The sequence below is a fragment of the Vibrio sp. CyArs1 genome (assembly GCF_022432925.1).
Taxonomy (GTDB): domain Bacteria; phylum Pseudomonadota; class Gammaproteobacteria; order Enterobacterales; family Vibrionaceae; genus Vibrio; species Vibrio mediterranei.
The window spans coordinates 1,300,021-1,319,450 of record NZ_JAKRBO010000001.1 but is presented as its reverse complement, the minus strand read 5'-3'; the positions used below and the strand labels follow the sequence as shown (position 1 = coordinate 1,319,450).

Annotated in this window: 19 protein-coding genes; 9 read left to right on the top strand and 10 right to left on the bottom strand. The window is 42.9% G+C overall.

Annotation, left to right across the window (positions count from 1 at the left end; all coding sequences use genetic code 11):
• Nucleotides 1-317: 317 nt before the first annotated feature.
• Complete coding sequence (locus MMA19_RS06200) at nucleotides 318-1,301, top strand: arginine deiminase-related protein (protein ID WP_124941656.1); 984 nt, start codon at nucleotides 318-320, stop codon at nucleotides 1,299-1,301.
• An 87-nt stretch (nucleotides 1,302-1,388) separates the two neighbouring features.
• On the opposite strand, the gene MMA19_RS06195 is transcribed toward MMA19_RS06200, so the two are convergent.
• Nucleotides 1,389-1,796: a VF530 family DNA-binding protein gene (locus MMA19_RS06195; protein WP_240205848.1), complete on the bottom strand. Its 408-nt coding sequence runs from the start codon at nucleotides 1,794-1,796 to the stop codon at nucleotides 1,389-1,391.
• Between the two features lie 450 nt (nucleotides 1,797-2,246).
• Here MMA19_RS06195 and MMA19_RS06190 point away from each other — a divergent pair, with 450 nt between their 5' ends.
• From MMA19_RS06190 to MMA19_RS06180, 3 genes are read left to right on the top strand one after another with little or no spacing between them, the layout of a single operon-like run.
• Complete coding sequence (locus MMA19_RS06190; RefSeq protein ID WP_006070187.1) at nucleotides 2,247-3,065, top strand: NAD(P)-dependent oxidoreductase; 819 nt, start codon at nucleotides 2,247-2,249, stop codon at nucleotides 3,063-3,065.
• A gap of 32 nt (nucleotides 3,066-3,097) precedes the next feature.
• Complete coding sequence (locus MMA19_RS06185; RefSeq protein WP_006070186.1) at nucleotides 3,098-4,525, top strand: sugar porter family MFS transporter; 1,428 nt, start codon at nucleotides 3,098-3,100, stop codon at nucleotides 4,523-4,525.
• A gap of 58 nt (nucleotides 4,526-4,583) precedes the next feature.
• Entirely contained in the window at nucleotides 4,584-5,765 is a 1,182-nt protein-coding gene (locus tag MMA19_RS06180) for a lactonase family protein (protein WP_240205786.1), read from the top strand.
• A 61-nt stretch (nucleotides 5,766-5,826) separates the two neighbouring features.
• Here the strand turns inward: MMA19_RS06180 and MMA19_RS06175 are convergent, their stop codons facing one another.
• From MMA19_RS06175 to MMA19_RS06150, 6 genes are all read right to left on the bottom strand, one after another.
• Complete coding sequence (locus MMA19_RS06175; protein WP_240205785.1) at nucleotides 5,827-6,687, bottom strand: DMT family transporter; 861 nt, start codon at nucleotides 6,685-6,687, stop codon at nucleotides 5,827-5,829.
• 11 nt (nucleotides 6,688-6,698) lie between these two features.
• Complete coding sequence (locus MMA19_RS06170) at nucleotides 6,699-7,691, bottom strand: zinc-binding dehydrogenase (RefSeq protein ID WP_240205784.1); 993 nt, start codon at nucleotides 7,689-7,691, stop codon at nucleotides 6,699-6,701.
• Between the two features lie 77 nt (nucleotides 7,692-7,768).
• Nucleotides 7,769-8,749: a 2-dehydro-3-deoxygalactonokinase gene (locus tag MMA19_RS06165; RefSeq protein ID WP_240205783.1), complete on the bottom strand. Its 981-nt coding sequence runs from the start codon at nucleotides 8,747-8,749 to the stop codon at nucleotides 7,769-7,771.
• Between the two features lie 49 nt (nucleotides 8,750-8,798).
• Nucleotides 8,799-9,485 carry an RraA family protein gene (locus MMA19_RS06160; RefSeq protein WP_240205782.1) on the bottom strand — a complete coding sequence of 229 codons (687 nt, stop codon included), beginning with the start codon at nucleotides 9,483-9,485 and terminating at the stop codon, nucleotides 8,799-8,801.
• A gap of 2 nt (nucleotides 9,486-9,487) precedes the next feature.
• Nucleotides 9,488-10,141 carry a bifunctional 4-hydroxy-2-oxoglutarate aldolase/2-dehydro-3-deoxy-phosphogluconate aldolase gene (locus MMA19_RS06155; RefSeq protein ID WP_240205781.1) on the bottom strand — a complete coding sequence of 218 codons (654 nt, stop codon included), beginning with the start codon at nucleotides 10,139-10,141 and terminating at the stop codon, nucleotides 9,488-9,490.
• A gap of 2 nt (nucleotides 10,142-10,143) precedes the next feature.
• Nucleotides 10,144-11,157, bottom strand: a complete 1,014-nt coding sequence (locus MMA19_RS06150; RefSeq protein WP_240205780.1) for a C-terminal binding protein — start codon at nucleotides 11,155-11,157, stop codon at nucleotides 10,144-10,146.
• 208 nt (nucleotides 11,158-11,365) lie between these two features.
• Between MMA19_RS06150 and MMA19_RS06145 the strand changes: the two genes are divergently transcribed.
• The 4 genes from MMA19_RS06145 to MMA19_RS06130 all read left to right on the top strand — a co-directional run bounded on the left by MMA19_RS06145 (nucleotide 11,366) and on the right by MMA19_RS06130 (nucleotide 15,763).
• Nucleotides 11,366-11,848 carry a TRAP transporter small permease gene (locus MMA19_RS06145; protein WP_240205779.1) on the top strand — a complete coding sequence of 161 codons (483 nt, stop codon included), beginning with the start codon at nucleotides 11,366-11,368 and terminating at the stop codon, nucleotides 11,846-11,848.
• Between the two features lies 1 nt (nucleotide 11,849).
• Nucleotides 11,850-13,136 carry a TRAP transporter large permease gene (locus MMA19_RS06140; protein ID WP_062461902.1) on the top strand — a complete coding sequence of 429 codons (1,287 nt, stop codon included), beginning with the start codon at nucleotides 11,850-11,852 and terminating at the stop codon, nucleotides 13,134-13,136.
• A gap of 256 nt (nucleotides 13,137-13,392) precedes the next feature.
• Nucleotides 13,393-14,388 carry a TRAP transporter substrate-binding protein gene (locus MMA19_RS06135; protein ID WP_006070176.1) on the top strand — a complete coding sequence of 332 codons (996 nt, stop codon included), beginning with the start codon at nucleotides 13,393-13,395 and terminating at the stop codon, nucleotides 14,386-14,388.
• Nucleotides 14,389-14,467: 79 nt separating this feature from the next.
• Nucleotides 14,468-15,763, top strand: coding sequence for a DUF362 domain-containing protein (locus tag MMA19_RS06130; RefSeq protein WP_240205778.1), 1,296 nt, complete (start codon nucleotides 14,468-14,470; stop codon nucleotides 15,761-15,763).
• 43 nt (nucleotides 15,764-15,806) lie between these two features.
• Here MMA19_RS06130 and larB read toward each other — a convergent pair whose 3' ends face one another.
• The 3 genes from larB to MMA19_RS06115 are packed head-to-tail and all read right to left on the bottom strand — an operon-like array spanning nucleotide 15,807 to nucleotide 18,488.
• On the bottom strand, nucleotides 15,807-16,469 hold the full coding sequence (gene larB, locus MMA19_RS06125) for a nickel pincer cofactor biosynthesis protein LarB (protein ID WP_236110005.1): 663 nt from the start codon (nucleotides 16,467-16,469) through the stop codon (nucleotides 15,807-15,809).
• Complete coding sequence (gene larE, locus MMA19_RS06120) at nucleotides 16,457-17,278, bottom strand: ATP-dependent sacrificial sulfur transferase LarE (protein ID WP_240205777.1); 822 nt, start codon at nucleotides 17,276-17,278, stop codon at nucleotides 16,457-16,459. Before larE ends, larB begins: the two co-directional genes overlap by 13 nt.
• Nucleotides 17,253-18,488, bottom strand: a complete 1,236-nt coding sequence (locus MMA19_RS06115) for a LarC family nickel insertion protein (protein WP_240205776.1) — start codon at nucleotides 18,486-18,488, stop codon at nucleotides 17,253-17,255. Before MMA19_RS06115 ends, larE begins: the two co-directional genes overlap by 26 nt.
• Before the next feature lie 275 nt (nucleotides 18,489-18,763).
• On the opposite strand from MMA19_RS06115, the gene MMA19_RS06110 reads away from it, so the two are divergent.
• Nucleotides 18,764-19,345, top strand: a complete 582-nt coding sequence (locus tag MMA19_RS06110) for a HupE/UreJ family protein (protein ID WP_240205775.1) — start codon at nucleotides 18,764-18,766, stop codon at nucleotides 19,343-19,345.
• The last annotated feature ends 85 nt before the right edge of the window (nucleotides 19,346-19,430 follow it).

Here is a 19,430-nt window from a genome sequence, read left to right as displayed (position 1 = left end):
ACAAGAGAAAGAAATCTGAAAATTCAGATACGAAACAGTGTATAACCTTTAACCAAACTGCTCAACAATTGTAGCAATTTAACCGCAGAATATTGGCTGTGACTCTCACCTTACCGTTACCTTACTCCGCTGATGAAGTTAGGTTTACAATATAGGTGGCAGTGATTATTACTGTATTTTTTAAAATATCCAGTAATTAACGGTGGAGAGAAAACGAAAAAAACACGTATTCAGTAAATTAATATTTAACACATTATTTACAATTTAAAGATTGTTGCACGCAAAAGTAGTTAAGTGGACCCTCTATGAATCATGGAATGACAGTTAGTATCGAAACAGCTGAGCCGACGCATCTTAGTCGATCAGTTCAAAATGCCAATTGTGTGGTGATGGTACCGCCGAAAGAGTTTGGTTTTAATGCACAGACGGCAGCCGATAATGAATTTCAACACCAAGTTTCTCTTGATGCCGATTCTGTAAAGCAAAATGCAATGTCTGAGTTTAAAGCGATGGTCTCTGGCTTGCGCCGCGCTGGCGTTCAAGTGGTTGAGTTTGACTATCCTATGGATGCCAGTGAAACACCTGATGCAGTCTTTCCGAACAACTGGTTTAGCACCACCCATGAAGGTGCCTTCTATACCTTCCCCATGGCTTGTAAGAATCGGCAACAAGAAGTGAGGCCACAGGCGCTGATTGATAGTCTTGGAACTGCGGGAAGAAAAGTAGTCGCTGTGGACTCGTTGACCAATTACATCGAGCAAGGTGCTTTTTTGGAGAGCACGGGTGTGATGGTAAAAGATCATATTAACAAAACGATTTATGCGGCACTCTCTCAACGATGTGAGCGTGAAGCACTCGAAGACTACGCCAAGCGCATTGGTTATCATCGCGTCGTATCATTTCAAACGGCGCTGCCATCTGGGCAACCGATCTACCACACCAATGTGATGATGGCAGTTGGTGAGCACTTTGCGGTGATTTGCTCAGAAGTGATCCCTGAATACGAACGTCGATTTGTAGTGAAGTCTTTGGCAAACACAAAGCAGGTGATTGATATTACACTTGAGCAAGTTAATCAGTTTTGCGGCAATATTTTGCAACTTGAAACGGTTAATGGTGACAAGGTGATCGCGATGTCTAAATCCGCATTCGATGCGTTCAATCCCGCACAAAAACAGCAATTGTCTACCCACGGAAAACTGCTTCCTTTTGATGTTTCTACCATTGAGAACATTGGTGGAGGTAGCGTGAGATGTATGTTGGGAGAAGTGTTTCTACCAACACGAGTGAAGTCTCTATAAGCAATTTTCTTGATAATTATTATCATAACAGCCGCGCCCTTAAAAAGGTTGCGGCTGTTGTTTATTCATAGTTTATGAATGTGCTTATTAGCGAGAATGACGTCTACGAGATGAGCGGTTTTTGAAAGCAGAGGCAGCTTTCGCTTGAGACTTCAAAATAGAATCAACCGTCAGTGCCATTGGTTCTTTAGGTTCTAATCCATGAGGAAAAGTGCGCGCACGTGGCGGTAAATTGTACTCTTCAGTAGAGGCTCGAGGCATACGCTTAAAACGATACAGATAGAAGTTCTCCAACTTTTCTCGTGCCCACTCGGTCTTCTTGAGATATTTCACACTGCTAGCAATCGACGGGTTAGTATGAAAGCAGTTAAAGCGCATCGCTGTATCAAGAATATCCCACCCATAAAAGTCCACTAGCTCTTGCAACATTGTTTCTAATTTAAGGCCATGTAATGGGTTATTTTGTTGGAGTTCGATTCTTTCTTCATCTGTCATCATGAAAAGTCCTTACATCAGTCGGTGATTAGTAAGACGATGCTTATGAGCATACATTACTCAAGGGAAATAAAGCGCGAAGTCTAACAAAGTAGCTTTAATTGACCTAAATAAAAGATCTCTTTAATTTCCGGTTAAATTTGCAACATTTTTATAAAGCATCCGCTTTCTTTATAGAACGGCGATTTAGATTTTTAATTCGGTCAAGCTTTGTTTAAGGTTCGTATCCTGATACTCCTCTATTCTGAATTACATATCACTCTATCTAGTAAATCCATTTAGATTTAATGGCTACTAAGTCAATTTTATGTAATTTATTATTTCTTATTAGTGAGCTAATTTGGGTTATTAAACTGCTTTTTTCTAAACATGACCTCGATCGAAATATCATATCTAACATCTGATATATTAGTTTGCGAAATGTTAATGAGTTTAATATAGAGTGAATGTATGAAAAAAATTGTGATAACAGGTGCGACAGGTCATCTGGGAAACAAGCTATATGAGTACTTATCGCAAAACGATCAACTGGATGTGTGGGGTCTTGATATAAGACCAAGTGATAACCCCCAAATTATTGTTGGTGACATTACCCAATATGATGACGCTTGGGCGGATGTCTTTGCAGATTGTTATGGTGTAGTCCATTTAGCTGCAGACCGAGATAATCAATGTAATTGGGACTCTGCAATTCCTAATAATATCGATGCGACTATCAATGTTTTTCAAGCAGCTGCAAAACATGGCGTGAAACGTTTTGTATTTGCCAGTTCCAATTGGGTTGTAGGTGGCTATCGATTTATCGATGCTCGCCTTACACCTGACATCTTACCTAATCCTGTAAACCCTTATGGTGTAACCAAATTAGTTGGTGAGCGTATGGGGAATTTCTTTAGTGAGCAATATGATATGAGTGTGGTCAGCGCGAGAATTGGCTGGACTCAATGGACTCATGATAACCAGCCTGGTGCGCACATGGAAATGGGGCGTTGGGGGCAACTAATGTGGCTGAGTGACCGAGACTATCTGCATGGAATGGAGCGCTCGCTTTTTGCCGAAGTTGAAGGTCATGTCGTTGTTAACCTGATGTCAAACAACAAAGGAATGAAATGGTGTCTTGAAAGTTCGGCTCAACAGATCGGTTACCAACCTCAGGACAGTGCAACAGCTGAATTACCTATAACGATAAGAATTAAAGAGTGCATTGCTTGGCTAGGACAACGGCTCATTCCATCTCTAGGGAAATGGGTAAACAAACCAAGCTTTTAATTAAAAATAACAAACAAAAGGAATGAAAAAATATGAGTGGGAGTAATCACTACCTCTGGTTTATCTGTTTAGTATCTGCCTTAGGTGGATTCTTCTTTGGGTTTGACTTAATTGTTATCTCAGGGACGATAAGTCTGGTAAAAGCTCAATTCGGATTTTTGCCATGGCAAGAAGGCTTTTTCGTTAGTAGTGCGGTAGTTGGCGCTATTGCAGGGACGGCGGTTGCAGGGAAACTCAGTGACCGTTTTGGTAGGAAAAACAACTTATTTTTGGCCGCGTTAGTGCTATTCATTTCAGCGATGGGCTGTACGTTTGCCTCCGATGCTAACTCGTTAATCTTTTATCGATTAATTGGTGGCTTTGGCGTGGGCGTTGCAACGCTGGTGTCACCTCTCTACATTGCTGAAATCTCTCCAGCCAATGTAAGGGGTAGAATGGTTACTTTGTTCCAGTTCGCTATCACTGTTGGGATAATGATATCACTCTTCTCTAACGCAGCGATTAAGAACTGGTCAGACTCTCTTATCGCAAGCGGAGAGTTAGAAGGTACCTTAGGCTGGTTGTTCGGTTCAGAGCCTTGGCGTGGAATGTTCTTGGCGGAAGGTATCCCGGGCATTTTCTTTGTACTACTTTGTTTATTAATCCCAGAGTCACCTCGTTGGCTGATTAGTAACGGCCAAGAAGATAAAGCAAAACAGATCATTTCACGAGTGGCTGGAAAGCAATGGGCATCAAAGCAGATCAGTGAAATTAAAGAGGTTATCTCGGAAGAAACGGGTAAGTTCTCTGATTTATTTAAGGGCGGTTATAAAACGGCACTCACGATTGCCGTTGCATTATCAATCTTCTCTGAAATGAGTGGGATCACAGTTGTGTTCTTTTATGGGCCTACCATTCTTGAAAAAGCAGGACTTTCACTGGGTGATTCGTTAGGCGGCTTTGCTATCATCGGCATCGTGAATGTGCTCTTTACCGTAGTGGCACTTTGGCTTATGGATATTTCCGGTCGTAAAAAGCTGCTTCTTACAGGTACTGTTGGCGTGATTTTGGCTCATACAGCGATTGGTATTCTGTTCTTGAATAACTATGACACGGGCTTTGCTCTTGTATTCTTGATGTGTGCATTTGTGGCCTTCTTCGCTTTCTCAATGGGACCTATCAAGTTCGTTATCATGAACGAGATCTTTCCAACTAAAGTGCGTGGCCGAGCTGTCGCCATTGCCACTATCACTATTTGGGTGTGCCAAGCATTCTTGAACCAGTTCTTCCCGATGCTTCGAGAAATCATCCCAGTTGGTGCAATTTTCATTTTCTTTGCTCTAATTTTGGTACCGCAGATCTTTTTTGTACTCAAGGTGATGCCAGAAACCAAAGGAATGTCGCTTGAAGAGATTGAGCAGCACTGGAAAGCGCAGTCGAGCGAAGAAGAGCAGAGCGAACTAAGCTCAGCGAAAGCATAAAGACCTTTCACCTAAGCGAAGTTTCTTCGCTTAGGTGATGTTGTAAAAGGAATATTGAATGATTGATGCTCATAAAAGTCCGTCGACACACAAGAAGTATATGTATGTAGCTAGCTATACTTACCCTCATTCTGCACCCGGCTCAGACACGGTTAGTACAGCCAAGGGCATATCAGTGTATGAGATTGACGACAGCGGTAACCATGAACTTGTTCAAGTCATGGAATCGGCCAATCCTTCTTATCTAACATGTAATAGCGATCAGTCCATCCTATATTGTGTCAATGAGTTGGGCGTGGATGATAGGAAGATGGAAGGTCGAGTTAGTGCATATCGAATAGACGCTCACACCGGTTTATTAACCTTTTTGAACACGCAATCGACCAATGGTAATTGGCCTTGTCATTGCGAGGTTACGCCTTGTGGCCGCTATTTAGTAAGTGCCAATTATGGAACCGGAAACTTTATTGCTCATCAAATTGAGCAAGACGGTTCAATCGGTTTAATGGTTGATGAAGTCGTTATTACGTTGGACAAAATAGGTGCCGACCCTAATCGTCAATCAGCATCACATCCACATATGATGACGGCCCATCCTTCAGGAAAGTTCTTATTTGGCGTCGATTTAGGGAGTGATAAAATTTACACATGGTCAATACAGCAAGAAGATAGGGTGCTGTCTCCCATCGCTCAAGCTTCAACACAAGTGGCTTCTGGTAGTGGACCTCGCCATATGGTCAATCATCCCAATGGTCAGTTTGCTTTTGTACTCAATGAGCTGTCGTCAACGTTAGATGTCTTCATTGTTAATGAAGCGACTGGGAGTATGGTTTGGAAACAATCAACGTCTTTGCTACCAGCAGACACAGACTTTCAACGACCGATATTTGACCCAACCAATCCAGGCAAAGTTCCCGTAGGAGGTAATACTGGAGGAGCAATTTGTATTAATGACGATGGGAGTTATATCTATGCCACTAACCGCGGAATGAACAGTATCGTGGTATATGCTGTGTGCGGAGAATCTGGCAAGGTGACGGCAATCGACTGGGTTTCGACAGAAGGTTGTATTCCAAGGGGCTTATCAATAGAACCTAATGGAAATTATGTGGTTGTGGGTAACCAAAACTCTGACACGATTGCTCGGTTTAAGATCGACAAACAAAATGGAAAGTTACAGCAAAACCCTCAAATAATACTTTGCCCAGTACCGACAGACTTCGTGTTCATTAATCGATAAAACTAAAAGCATTCAAAAGAAACGGTTTTGAATGCTTTTAACTTGCTTCCTGAAACGCACACTACCTCCGCCTAGAAAGACGAATATAAAGATACAAGGACAATACGACTAATCCACTACCGAGTGATTTGTAGCCACTTAGTGATTCACCGAGTAAGGTTACGCTCATAATCAGTGTCCATATAGGCTCCAAGATCATAATTAGTGCTGCGACTTCAATATTGGCTGAGTGCTGACCTACAGTCTGACTTAAGTATCTCAATGCAGTTGCGACAAAAGTCGCGATTGCGAACCAAACCCAAGTATTGCCAGAGTAAAGCAGGGAAGGCGCACCATGAATGAGATAAAGTAGCAAACCACTCATTCCTACCACCCACATTTGCAAACAAATAGAAGATAATGGGGATGCGGCGCTACTGGCGCGTTTGTTTAAGACAAAATGAACGGACAAAAGGCAGGAGGAAAGCAAAAAGTACCCCTGACTGATATCAATCCTCCAACCATTTGTCAGGGTGAGAAAGACCATGCCTACTATAGCGATAGGCAAGGAAAGCCAGAATGCTCTGTTGGGACGTTGCCGGAACAATACCCAGCGAGTGAGCGGAGCAATAATCATCGCCAAGCTCATGATAAATGCTCCCTCGGAGAGACTTTTGGTGATGCTGACAGCGTAGACCCAAACGTGAATCGATAATGCTAGCAAGATACCGATGGCGCTCAGCTTCAGAGTCAATGTCATCGAGATATGTCTTAGTTCCTTCCAACAAAAAGGAAGCAATAGCCCGCTAGCAATAAGAAAACGCCCCCCGATAAAGGCGCTGCTAGCCATCTCTTGTAAAACATATTTTGACGCGACCCAGCCAACGGCAGCAAAAAGAGTAGCGATAAGTAGATACCATTCTCCCCTGACAGAACGCACCATAGCTTTTCTCCTTATTCAGCCTCTGGGAACATGACAACAATTTTGCCAACCGTCCTCTGCATTCTCATTTCCATTAGCGCTTGAGCTGCTTGTTCAAGATCGATGGTTTGAATGTGAGGAGGTTTAATCGCGTTTTGATTGAGCAATAGGTTGAATGACTCTCCCGCCTTTAAAATTGAGTTCCGACCTTTGATGCCATTATTGTAGCCAGCGCCCAGACTCAGTTGATGAACTCCTATACCTCTTGCTTTGGCTTGTCGATATTGGTTTAGGTCTGCTGTTCCGACAAGCTCTACCATCTCGCCGTCAAATTCCAGTGCCTCCGCACAATAAAACTCAGATTCGCCACCCACACAATCAAGGGCGATATTAACGCCAGAACCATGAGTTATTGCCATGATTTCTTTAACCACATCTTGTGCTTGGTAATCGATGATATGAGTAGCGCCGAGGCTTCTAACGTAATCAATATTGCGACCAGAGCAGGTCGTGATGATTGTCTCAAGCCCAAAATGCTTGGCAATTTGAATAGCAAAGCTACCCACGCCACCAGAACCGCCAGCAATGAATATTGAGTTACGGTTTTTTATTTTCAGTTTGTCGAACAACGCGCGCCACGCGGTCCAACCTGCGCAAGGTGTGGAGGCAGCCATTGCAATAGGAACATTCGGTAGTCGTGTTAATGTACGATTGTCTTGTAAGCAAAACTCGGCTAAGCCACCATGCTGGCTAAACATATTGCCGTGAAATAGCACTTTGTCTCCAGCTTTCCAGTTGTCGACTTGGTCGCCGATAGTGACGATTTCACCAACCACATCAAGGCCTACAACAAAATCGTCCTTCATGTCATTCACCAATGTGTGCCAGTTTACAATTTTGGTATCGACGGGATTTAAGCTGCAAGCAAGAACTTTTACCAAGACTTGGTTAGTATTAGGAGTAGGAATAGACAAATCCTGAATCTGAAACTTATCGATGGAAGGCTGATAGGTTAGAGCTTTCATGTTGTGAGTCTCCAAAAACAATAAAGGAGCTTTCGATTGGGGTCGAAAGCTCCAGAAAGGTCACTTGGGGTGAGTGACTAAATAAGGTTCGCCTTCTGGGCGACATAAATAGAGCCAATAGCTGACAAATCATGAACACCTTCACAGCGAGTCACAGAGTTATCAGGGAATTGGTAATTAAGTAGCGTAGCGGTCGCTTCGCAGAGCAATCCTGAGCCACCGATGTACACTGGAGTTTCTGAGTTAAAGTGCAGTTGTGGAGCGGAGCTTAGAGCCTTTATGTCAGAATGCAGTATCACACCGATTAGGAAGCTGGCGAGCTGATCATGCTGTTTGCCACCGAATTGTTCCTGAAGTCGAATCATAAACAGAGCGTGACCAAGACCATAACGGTCAGCCGATTGATAACCTTCTAATAGAGACTCGTTGCACAACGTATCAGAAAAACGGTCTTCCAATGAGTTGGTAAGAATGGTGTGGTGCGTCACGATGGCATTTAATTCACCAGCAAGCGTGGTGCAGCACCCTCTAATTGTCTGCTTAGAGTCAACCGCAACAAACTTTGAGTGTGAACCAGGGAGAGCAATTATGGCGTCCTGTTCAATGTTAAACAAATCAACAATCGCTAGTGCTTCAACTTCTTCACCTCGCATGATATCCAAACCAACAACAGACTGAAGGTTTTCAGTGTCGAGGTTTTTCACGCCTGGTATAAAGTGGATTGGCAAAGCTGAAACTTCTGGAATCACGACCGATTTGATGTTGTTGGCAAAGCTCTCGAGAGAAACTGGAGCGACAAGATGTGGAACCTCGTATAAACCTAAGTTAGAGGTAATCATCCCAGCAGCTAGTATGGCTTCAATATCCGAATCTTGCAGAGAGTGAGTCTTTTTCAGCTGACTAATAGCATTGGCAATAATACTAATCAATTGCTGATTATTGCCGTCGATACTGGTATTACGAACACCGATATTCGCCTTAACCAGATCAACGCGTTGTTTACCATCAAATAGCGCTACGCGAGTATTGGTAGTGCCAGTATCTATTGTAATGATCAATGGAATATCCCTCTGAAGAGACCCATTTTTCAATGGGCCTCTGTCATGTTTAGATGCGGCCAAACTTAGCTAGAAGCTGCTCTACTGTTGCACCGTTAAGAATCTCTTCACGTACTTTCTTTTCATTTTCAGAAAGCTGTTTAGCTGCTGGATAAACTTCTTCTACAAATTCGTAAGGAACTACGGTTACACCTAGCTCATCTGCAACCACTAGGTCACCAGGTTTAACAATTTGGCCACCAGCAACAACTGGTACGTTGATTTCGATTGGTTCAGTGCGGCCAGTCTCTGCTGAGTGCGCTGCGCGAGGTGATACAGATCGAGATGCGATTGGGAAACCTAGCACTTTTGACTCATCAGTATCACGAACAGAACCGTCAACAACTGCACCGACAACACCTGCAGCACGAGCTAGGCCAGACATTAAGCCACCCCAGATTGAGGTATTTGGTGTGCCGTTTGCGTCTATAACAACCACATCGCCCGGTTTAGCAATGTCGAAGATTGGAAGACAATCAACGATGTCGCCTGGCTTAAGTTTTACAGTAAGTGCAGTACCAATAAATGGCTTGTTTGATGAACGGAATTTGATCTCGTGATCCATAACACCATCGCGTTTAAACGCATCACTAAAGACCGCACTTACGCTCAAAACATCAGTCATTTCTGCACACTTTGCGATGAGCTCTTCGTTTACTTCTGGACGAGGGTTAATGATTTTTTTTGCGTATTCCATTTTTACTTCCTAATAGATTCAATCGCTTGCTTAAAACGACAAGCATTTTGGTAGATTTTTTCAAATTCGTTGTTTGCAACGAGAGTGTTGTTGACCAAGTTAGAGCCAATACCAAACCCAACTGCGCCAGCTTTAGCGAAGTCAGAGATGTTGTCTGCATCAACACCACCAACAGCAATAAATTTAAGATCCGACAGAGGGGCACTTAATGCAGCTAGATATTCAGGTCCTAACAAACCTCCTGGAAACAGCTTGATAAAGTCAGCACCAGCTTCATTGGCTTGTACGGCTTCGGTTGGTGTCATAATGCCGGGCAATGAAACCATATCGCATTCGCGGGTTGCCTTAACGACGTCTGCATTAAAGTCTGGGGAAACGATAAATTGTCCACCCAGGGCTTTGACAGCTTTGACTTGCTCCACCGTAGTGACGGTGCCTGCCCCGAAGATCAGTTTGTCTTGAAACTCGCTGGCGAGAATATCGAGTGCTGCCAACGTATTTTCGTCACCGTTTTTTCGGTCAAATGTCACTTCGACTAAACGAATTCCGCCGCTGTATAGTGCTTCCATCGTTGGGCGAACATTGTCCGGTTCAAGGCCACGAACGATAGCGAAAACCTGATGCTCTTCAATGGCGGCAATAGTTGTCTGTCTCATGATTACTGTTCCGAAATTGGAGTTTTGACACACGCTACTGGATCTAGAGGCTCACCACCTAATAAAACGGCTTTTGCGTTTTCTGCGGCAATGCGACGACATTCTTGGAAAGCTTCTTGTGAAACATAAGCAACATGTGGTGTCACAATACAGTTGTCTAAACCAAAAATTGGGTTGTCATTAGGGTTCCAATTATCGAGTTTCGCAGGCTCTTCTTCTGGATCATCAAGACCGGCAGACGCTATCCAACCTTCAACAAGTGCTTTGTAAAGTGCTTTGTTATCAACAACTTTCCCGCGAGCACCATTAACAAGTACGGCATTCGACTTCATTTGACGTAGACGATCTTCATTGATTAAGCGGTCGGTTTCTGGTGTATGTGGACACATCACATTAACGACGTCAGACGTACTGATCAGAGTATCAAGATCGACTTTCTCTACGCCAAAGGTGTTCATATAAGAACCTGATACATAAGGATCAAAAGAGATAACTTTGAAACCCAATGCAGTCATCTTTTTGGCGATGTTTTGGGCAATGCGACCAAAGCCAATCAAACCCCATGTAGAAGAGCGAAAACGTTTAGGAACTAAGCCGTCGATATCCCAGTGCCATTGGCCCTCATGGGTGAACTTGTTGTAGGCAGGAATGCGTCTAAACAGTGTCAAGCCTAGTGAAATTGAGTGATCAGCGACTTCATCAATACAGTAGTCTGGGACGTTAGATACTTTGATGCCGTGGTCATAACACGCTTCTACATCCAAAATATCCACGCCAATACCGTAACGGCAAATGATCTTACAGTTGTCTAGCTGCTCAATAGTGGTGCGAGGGATTTTGGCATATTGCTGCAAAATAGCGTCAGCGTCTTTAGCTAACTCACCAAGTCCAATACCGGTTTTACATTTTAGGCCGATAACTTCTGCGCCAATTGGTTCCAAAACACTGCGCTCAATCTCCAGATCTGGATAGTCATAGTCGGATACATAGACTTTGAATTTGGTCTCAGCAGTCATGTCACATCACCTCTTTGTTGTAATATTTGATATCTGAGATCTAACATATCAGTTGAATTTTAAGATCGGAATTCTGATGTTTTCAAACTGTGATCAATCACAAGAAACTCGATATTTGACGGTTTAATTGATGCTTTTGACTGTTTTTGGCGTTGTTTGAGGTCTATGATATCTGACATATCAGTAATCAGATAACGATGAGACTAGTATGATGAAATGGTTAAATGACAATTTAGAAGCGGCCCTTGGCGGGTTACTTCTCGCGGGAATTGTAATATTGATTACAGTCCAAGTAGTGATGCGGTATGTATTTCAAAATGCATTGTCTTGGTCTGAAGAGCTCACCTTATGGACGTTTATTTGGTTTATTTGGATTGGTATCGCCTATGCTTTTAAAGAAAGAAAGCATGTAAAAGTTACGTTTTTCCAAGACCTACTTCCGGCGAAGGCAAAACGAGTACTAGAAATTTTGATTGATATTGCCATTGTTGCCTTCTTATTAACAATGGCATACCAGTCTTACAAACTTATTACTCTTCCCTATGTTCTATCGCAAAAGTCAGTGGTACTTAACCTTCCAATTGCCATTATGTATGCATCCGCTCCGGTAGGTTCGCTGCTATCCGTATTTAGAATTATTCAGTTTTACGTTGTAAAACCAACACAAACATCATCGCCAGTAGAGGTATAAAATGTCTGGAATTATACTATTTTGCGCTTTGGGCCTCTTATTAATCCTAGGTATGCCCATTGCAATGAGTTTAGGAATGAGCTCTCTGTTCGTGATGAGCTTTGTTGACGGCACGCCGCCATTAAGTTTGATGGCTCGCTCAATTGTGACAGGGGCTGATTCGTTCCCACTTATTGCTGTACCGCTGTTTGTTTTGGCTGGTGATTTGATGCAAAAAGGTGGTCTGTCTGCACGTATTATCGGTTTTGCATATTCTCTTGTTGGGCATATTCGAGCTTCTCTTTGTTACGTAAACGTGATAGCTTCCATGTTTTTCGCGGCTATTTCTGGTTCAGCGCCAGCAACGGTGGCAGCAATCGGCTCTAATATTATTCCTTCAATGACTCAGCAAGGTTATAAAAAGGATTTCTCATCAGCATTAACGGCATCTGCTGGCATGATTGGGGTTATGATTCCGCCAAGTATTCCATTTATTATTTATGGTGTATCTGCAGAAGTCTCTATTGGTAAGTTATTCTTAGCTGGTATTATTCCAGGCGTTTTATTCGGACTTACCTTTATGGCAATGAGCCGAGTAGTTGTTCGCAATCAGCCTATTATGGATGTGGAACCTACGCCATTTTCATGGGCTGGAGTTGGTGCACAGTTTAAAGAATCAATTTGGGCTTTAATTGTTCCAGGTATTATTCTTGGTGGTATTTATGGTGGTGTATTTACACCAACTGAAGCAGGGGCGGTTGCGGTTGTTTATGCAGTGATTTGTGGTCTATTTATATATAAAGAAATCTCATTCTCCGACTTGCCAAAAATATTCGCTCGTTCGACTCTAACATCAGCAACAATTCTAGTTCTTGTGGTATTTGCAGCAGCATTTGGTCGCTTGGTTACGTTTGAACAAATACCATCTGTGGTTGCTAGTACTCTGGTAGGACTGTCTGATAATCCAGTAGTCTTATTGCTATTAATTAATGGTATGTTGTTGATAATTGGTATGTTTATGGAGACCATTTCGGCGATTATCATACTTACCCCGATTCTATTACCTGTAGTCAAACAGATAGGCGTTGATCCTATTGTATTTGGTGTAATATTAACGGTTAACTTGGCAATTGGTTTCTGTACCCCTCCGTTGGGAGTTAATATATTTGTTGCAAGCCAAGTTTCTAATGTAAGTATAGAGAAAATATCAAGAGCATTAATTCCATTCTTATTATCGATGTTAGTATTATTATTGGCAGTTACATTTATACCAGAGCTGTCACTATTCCTTACAGAATTAATTGGATAGTACTAATACTTTAGAGTAGTAAATAAGAGCCTTAGTTCATACTAAGGCTTTTTTTATTTCTAGTATTAATAAAAAGCGTTATATATTCGTGACCATTCTCACAGCAATAATTAGATTAGTCGGTAATAATTAACATCTAGCATCTGATATGTCAGATGTTAGATGGAGTGAAGAATACTTATATTGTTGCTGCACGCTATGTAGCGGCCTTTAACGATGAACCAGAGTCACCCTGCAAACGAGAAACGAGGGCACAATGAAAAAACTAATTATGGCTACCGCGGTATCTATGCTCGCACTATCAACTTCTGTAATGTCAGCAACGACAATCCGAATTGGACATGGTGCTAATGAAAACTATCACTTACATAGAGCTCTAGAAAAATTCAAAGAAGACGTTGAGACTAAATCAGAGGGTAAGTTCGAAGTCCAAATTTTTGCCAACTCTCAAATGGGCCCTGACCGTGAGATGATTGAAGGTGTTCAATCTGGCATGCTTCAAATGGCGGTATCTCCTTCTTCTTTTTATTCATCTTGGGATCCATCCTTTGACGTAGTAGAACTTCCATTTATCTACCCAAGCAAGCAGGCGGCACTAGATACGGTGCATAGCCCAGCTGGCGACCAGTTACTAACAAAACTTAACAACATGAACCTTCAAGGTATCGGCTGGTTAGAGAATGGTGTTCGTCACGTTACAAATAACAGCCGTCCAGTAGAAACACCTGAAGATCTAAAAGGTCTGAAAATTAGAACAATGAAGGTTCCTGCGCATGTTAAGACATTTAACTCGCTAAACGCTTCAGCGACACCAATGAACTTTGGTGAGGTATACTCTGGACTTCAACAAGGAGTGATTGATGGTCAAGAGAACCCAATCGCGCATATCTACGCGCAGCGTTTCTATGAAGTACAGGATTATGTAAGCCTGACAAGTCACGTAGTTACCTTCTATATCCCTGTAATGAATCTAGAGTTTTGGCACGGCCTATCTGCAGAAGACCAAGAATTAATCAAGGGCTCTATGCGTGACGCAGAAATTTATCAACAGGAATTAGTGTCTGCGGAAGAAGGTCAACAGATTGAAGAGTTTAAGAAGCAGGGTACACAAGTGAACGCACTGAGTGAAGAACAACTTCAACTATTTATTGATGCGACTGAGCCAGTACGTCAAGAGTACAAAGAAAAACTAGGTGCTGACGTCTATGACGCATGGATGGCAACTATTCAAGAAGTGACATCTAAAAGCTAAGTAGTCACAAATTCTACATCCACTGTTTGGGAGGGCAATGCCCTCTCTTTTCGTTTTCATTCTTGGTGAGAAGTAAGTCATGTTTGATAGAGAAATAAAGTTTACGTTAGATGGTGGCTTTGAGTGCGAGCTGCCTAAAATGGTGAAGGTGCGTCAGCACTTTAGCCGAAACAAGCTGGAAGATATTCCTCAGCGTATAAACCAAGAATTAGCACGTTATCCTAATCCAGAACGTTTGCAGGGACAACGCTTGGCCATTACGGTTGGTAGTCGTGGGATCTCTGGACTAATACCAGTGCTCCAACAAACGATACAGTTTTTAAAGCGCCATGGTGCTATCCCTTTTATTGTTCCTTCTATGGGTAGTCATGGTTCGGCGAATGCTGAAGGGCAAACCAAGATACTGGCAACTTACGGCATTACAGAAAGTTCCATGGAGGTACCTATCGTTTCCTCCATGGAGGTTATTGAAGTTGCTCAAATGTCTGATGGAGTCTCGCTCTACTTAGATAAAGTGGCGATGGAAGCGGACGGCATTATTCTCTGTAATAAAATTAAACCTCATGCTGATTTCAAAGGTCAGGTCGAAAGCGGTTTACTGAAAATGCTGTGTATTGGGTTAGGGAATCACGTTGGTGCTTCATCACTTCACCGGTATGGATTCCACAATTTTCATCGAGTAATTCCTGAAGCAGGAGGTCGTTTGCTGGAACAAATCAACGTGCCTTTCGCTATTGGCTTAGTAGAAAATGCTTATGATGAGTTAATGGATATTGAGGTGGTAGAACAGGCCGATATCTTATCGCTCGAACCGAAGTACTTGGAAAAAGCCAAACAGAATATTGCGACGATTAAGATACCGGATATCGATGTACTGATTATTCAGGAAATCGGCAAGAACATCAGCGGTGAAGGGATGGACCCGAACGTGACAGGACGTCCGGGATCCGGTGTCAGTGGCTTTACTGGGCCTAATATTTCAAGCACTGTAGTACTTTCTCTTACAGAAGCAACTCACGGTAATGGCGTTGGGATTGGCATGGCTGACATTACTACTCGTCAATTGGTGCAAAACCTAGACTTTTCCGCGATGTACACTAACGCAGCGACGGCGGGTACGTTAGCGACTGCAAAGATCCCCATGGTTATGGGGAATGACCGAGAAGCGATTGTATTTGCGCTGAAAACAGGACCGATTCATGATATTCAGAATGCGAAAATCGTGTGGATAAAAAACACGCTTGAACTCGACAATATTTATGTATCAGAAGGGCTGAAAGATGTCGTCGAGTCGCTAGAGGGCGTAGATTGTATTTCGGAATCGATAGCGTTTGAGTTTGATGAATCAGGCAGTTTATTGCCTTGGATTGAATAGCAATCGTTACAAAGGGCTCATCTGAGCCCTTTTTCTTTTGTGATCAATTATGCTGGAAACTGTTTAGTAGCTTGATCGCTGCGCAGGCAGCACCAAATCCATTATCAATATTCATGGTCATGACGCCTGCAGCACAGCTTCCTAAGCAAGAGTGTAGGGCGAGCTCACCACCATTTGACACGCCGTAGCCAACAGAAGTAGGCACCGCAATAATAGGTCTAGGTGTTAGACCTGCTAAAACCGTTGGCAGTGCCGCTTCCATACCCGCGACTGCTATTATGATCTTGGCCTTGTTAATGTCTTCCAGTGCGTTTGTTAAGCGCCACAACGCAGAAACTCCAACATCTTCATACAGTGAAGCACTCACGCCATGATAGTTTAACGTCCGTAAGATTTCATGACAGATGTTAGTATCCGAAGACCCTCCTGACACGATAGCAATAGGGCTTTCTTGTTGTGTAAGGTCTGGTATTGTTCCCAAAATAGCGGTTTCAGAAACAGAGCAATAAGATAGCTTCGGATGAAAGGTGGGACTTAAAGATTGCCACTTTTCTAGTGATAAGCGAGTGAACAACATTCGCGCATCTCGTTCTAGAGCCATTTGAATAATCTGTTCTATTTGAAGCGGGCTCTTACTAGAGCATAAGATAGCTTCTTCAACACCACAGCGTTGCTTGCGTTCAAAATCGATTATTATGCCTGACATTCTTTCTCTCCAATAAACGCACTGCCTCGCTGGTAGGGCATAAACTGAATGGGAACGGAAGCCTCAAACTTTCTGGCTATGACCGTTATTTGCTGTGTTAGTACTTTAATCTCAGATTCACTTAGGGCTGTTATGGTTTGAGTATCAAGCTCTATGCTTAAACGCTGCTTTTGAACACGACAACGAAGCGTATTACTTTCTACTTTGGTTCGTAAGTATTGTTCGACCGAATTGACTAAATTTAAGTTACTTTCATTGATGTAAATACCGGTTTCTATCCTGCTGGCTAAGCAAGGAGAAGCGGGCAACTTAGACAGCTTAGGTAGTCCTAATTGATTAGCAATATCACGGATATCTTGCTTATTGATTGAAGCATCGACAAAAGGATGCACCACTCGGTGTTCCTTTGCAGCGATTAAGCCAGGTCGGTAATCATCTAAATCGTCTAAGTTTGTGCCTGATACCACTTGTCCAAATGATAAGCTTCCGAGTGTCGTGTAGAGGCATGATTTACAGTAGTAGCAGCGATTGACAGGGTTGGATTGGTAGTTTGGAGTATCTATCTCGCCGCTTTCCACAAACATCATATTCCATCCGTACCTAGTAGCAAAGTCCTCAATCCGCTGGGTGTCTTGTGGCGGGACAGCGGGAGAGATGGAGTGAACCATTTTTGCGTTGGCACCCAACACTCGGTGAGCAACAAAGGCGAGTGTCATGCTGTCTACACCGCCACTTACCGCAACAGTGACCTTACCAAGTTGTTGGAGCTGATTTTCTAATCTCTCAATCTTGTTGTTTATTGAATTCATGGGTCGCTAGCTTCTCTGTAAGTGATTTGATTTCAATCTGACGGCTCAGGGTCATGCGGGGCTGCTCTAATTGACTCGATTCTATTTTGCTGGTCAAGGTACCATCAGGTCGCTCTGCCGTTTTTACGTCATATTGACTACCATCGATTGTGACTTGATGATGGTGGCGAGGTAATATCTTTCGTTGGCAGGTCCAATAACGTACACCAAGAGTTGAGGTATGATTGAATATAAACTCAATCATAGGGTTTTGAACCGTTAACTGAGTGAGTACCGTTATGGTATTAATATGGCGATTTTTCTTACCATGCGCCACGGTCTCGGTCACTTCAAGTACGCCGTGTTGAGCGCGAATTTTCTCCCTAGCGATCGCGAGTAACTCTCCAGTCATATCATCAATATCAAATTGAATGACACAGATTTCTTCATGGTTGTTGTGACAGCCTTCCTTTGTTTTCAGCAAGGTGGTTCGCAGAAGGTTTGCTCTTCCATCTAGTTTGCGTTTGCCAAAACCGTAACCTATGTCAAAGACTTGCCCCTTAGCTACGTTATGTGAAGGATTGAGCCATGCAAGGATAGCAGCGCCAGTTGGGGTCACGCGCTCTCCTTTGATACCGTCATCTATCATCTGAAAGCCATTTAGCAACGATAAGGTCGCCGGAGCAGGAACTGGGATATCGCCGTGAGCACATTTTACAGTGCCTCCGCCCCATGGAATATCTGAGCACGACCATGATGTGGCTTTGGAGTGTTCTATCAGCCAGCTAGCAGATAGGATATCGATAATACAATCCCACGCGCCTACCTCATGAAAGTGGACATCCTCGACACTTTTACCGTGGATTTTCGCCTCTGCTTCCGCGAGAAGTCCAAAGATACCAAGCGCGTTTTTTTTAATCGGTTCATCTAACGGCAACTCAGAAATTAGCTGTCGTATATGTTTCCAACTTCTATGCTCGTGATGGTGATGGTGATGGTGATGGTGATGGTGATGGTCACCCGTTGCACCATGCTGACTTTCAACATAGAAGCGTTTACCGGTTAAGCCCTTATCTAACGCACTCTCAGTCCAATAATTAACTTGTGCGGTCTCTTTCACCGCATCAAGAGCAGCTAGCAGCGGTAACTCCAAGTCTGGTAATGCATCAAGCATGGATGCTGTAAACATGTCACCAGCAATTCCACCGACAAGATCCAAATGAATATGCATTTTCGTACTCCGAGTCGTCATTATCTGCCACGTTTATAAAATGGTAGTGATTTTTCTTTGATGTGATATGTCAGATACTTTAAGTTCAAAATTGATAGTTATCTAGTTTGTCATACTAAGTTTAATGATGTTTTTCTCTAAATGTGATCGATGCCATTAAAAGAAAATATTTATAAAAAATAACCATTGGTATCTGATATGTTAGTTGTCGTAATTTGGTTGCAATAAGACGTTGCCGTCATTTGAACTCTCTAATAAACAAAAAGGCTAGGTTTATGAAAAACGCGTGGATGCTATTGGCTTTACTCTTTCCTTCTTTGGCAAGTGCCCATCCCGGTCACTCTGAAGTAGGATTTCTATCGGGTATGCTGCACCCACTTTCCGGTGTTGACCATGTTGCAGCTATGATGGGTATTGGTTTAGTTTGCAGCTTGTACTTTGGCCGTGACAAATCAATGAAATGGGTCTCACTTAGCGTGCTTGCGTTAAGTTTGGTTTTCGGTGCCGGAATAGCAGTGACGGGTTTTTATATCCCGATGTTTGAGAGTTTGATCGCCTTATCGGTGGTCTTAGTAGGAGTGGTGTTGACGTTTGGTGTTTCGGGTCGACAATTGAGTCGATGGTTAGTCTATATGCTAGCCTCTTTTGCTTGTTTTCATGGCTACGTGCATTTATTCGAAATGCCAACAAACGCAGCCGTTATGTTATACACACTCGGTTTTGTCACTGCTAGTGCCGCGCTGTACTTTATGGGTTTCATTTTGGGTGCTCAATTCGAAAGCCCGGAATCGAAGAAAAAAGCGTTTCTATACTCCGGTAGTATGTACCTAGCGATGACGGCAATGTTTCTAGTTTAAATTTCGAGGTCTTTAACCAAATGCGATTTAACGCACTGAAACAACGAGTGATATAGCTAAATTAAATAAATATAATATGTGTTAT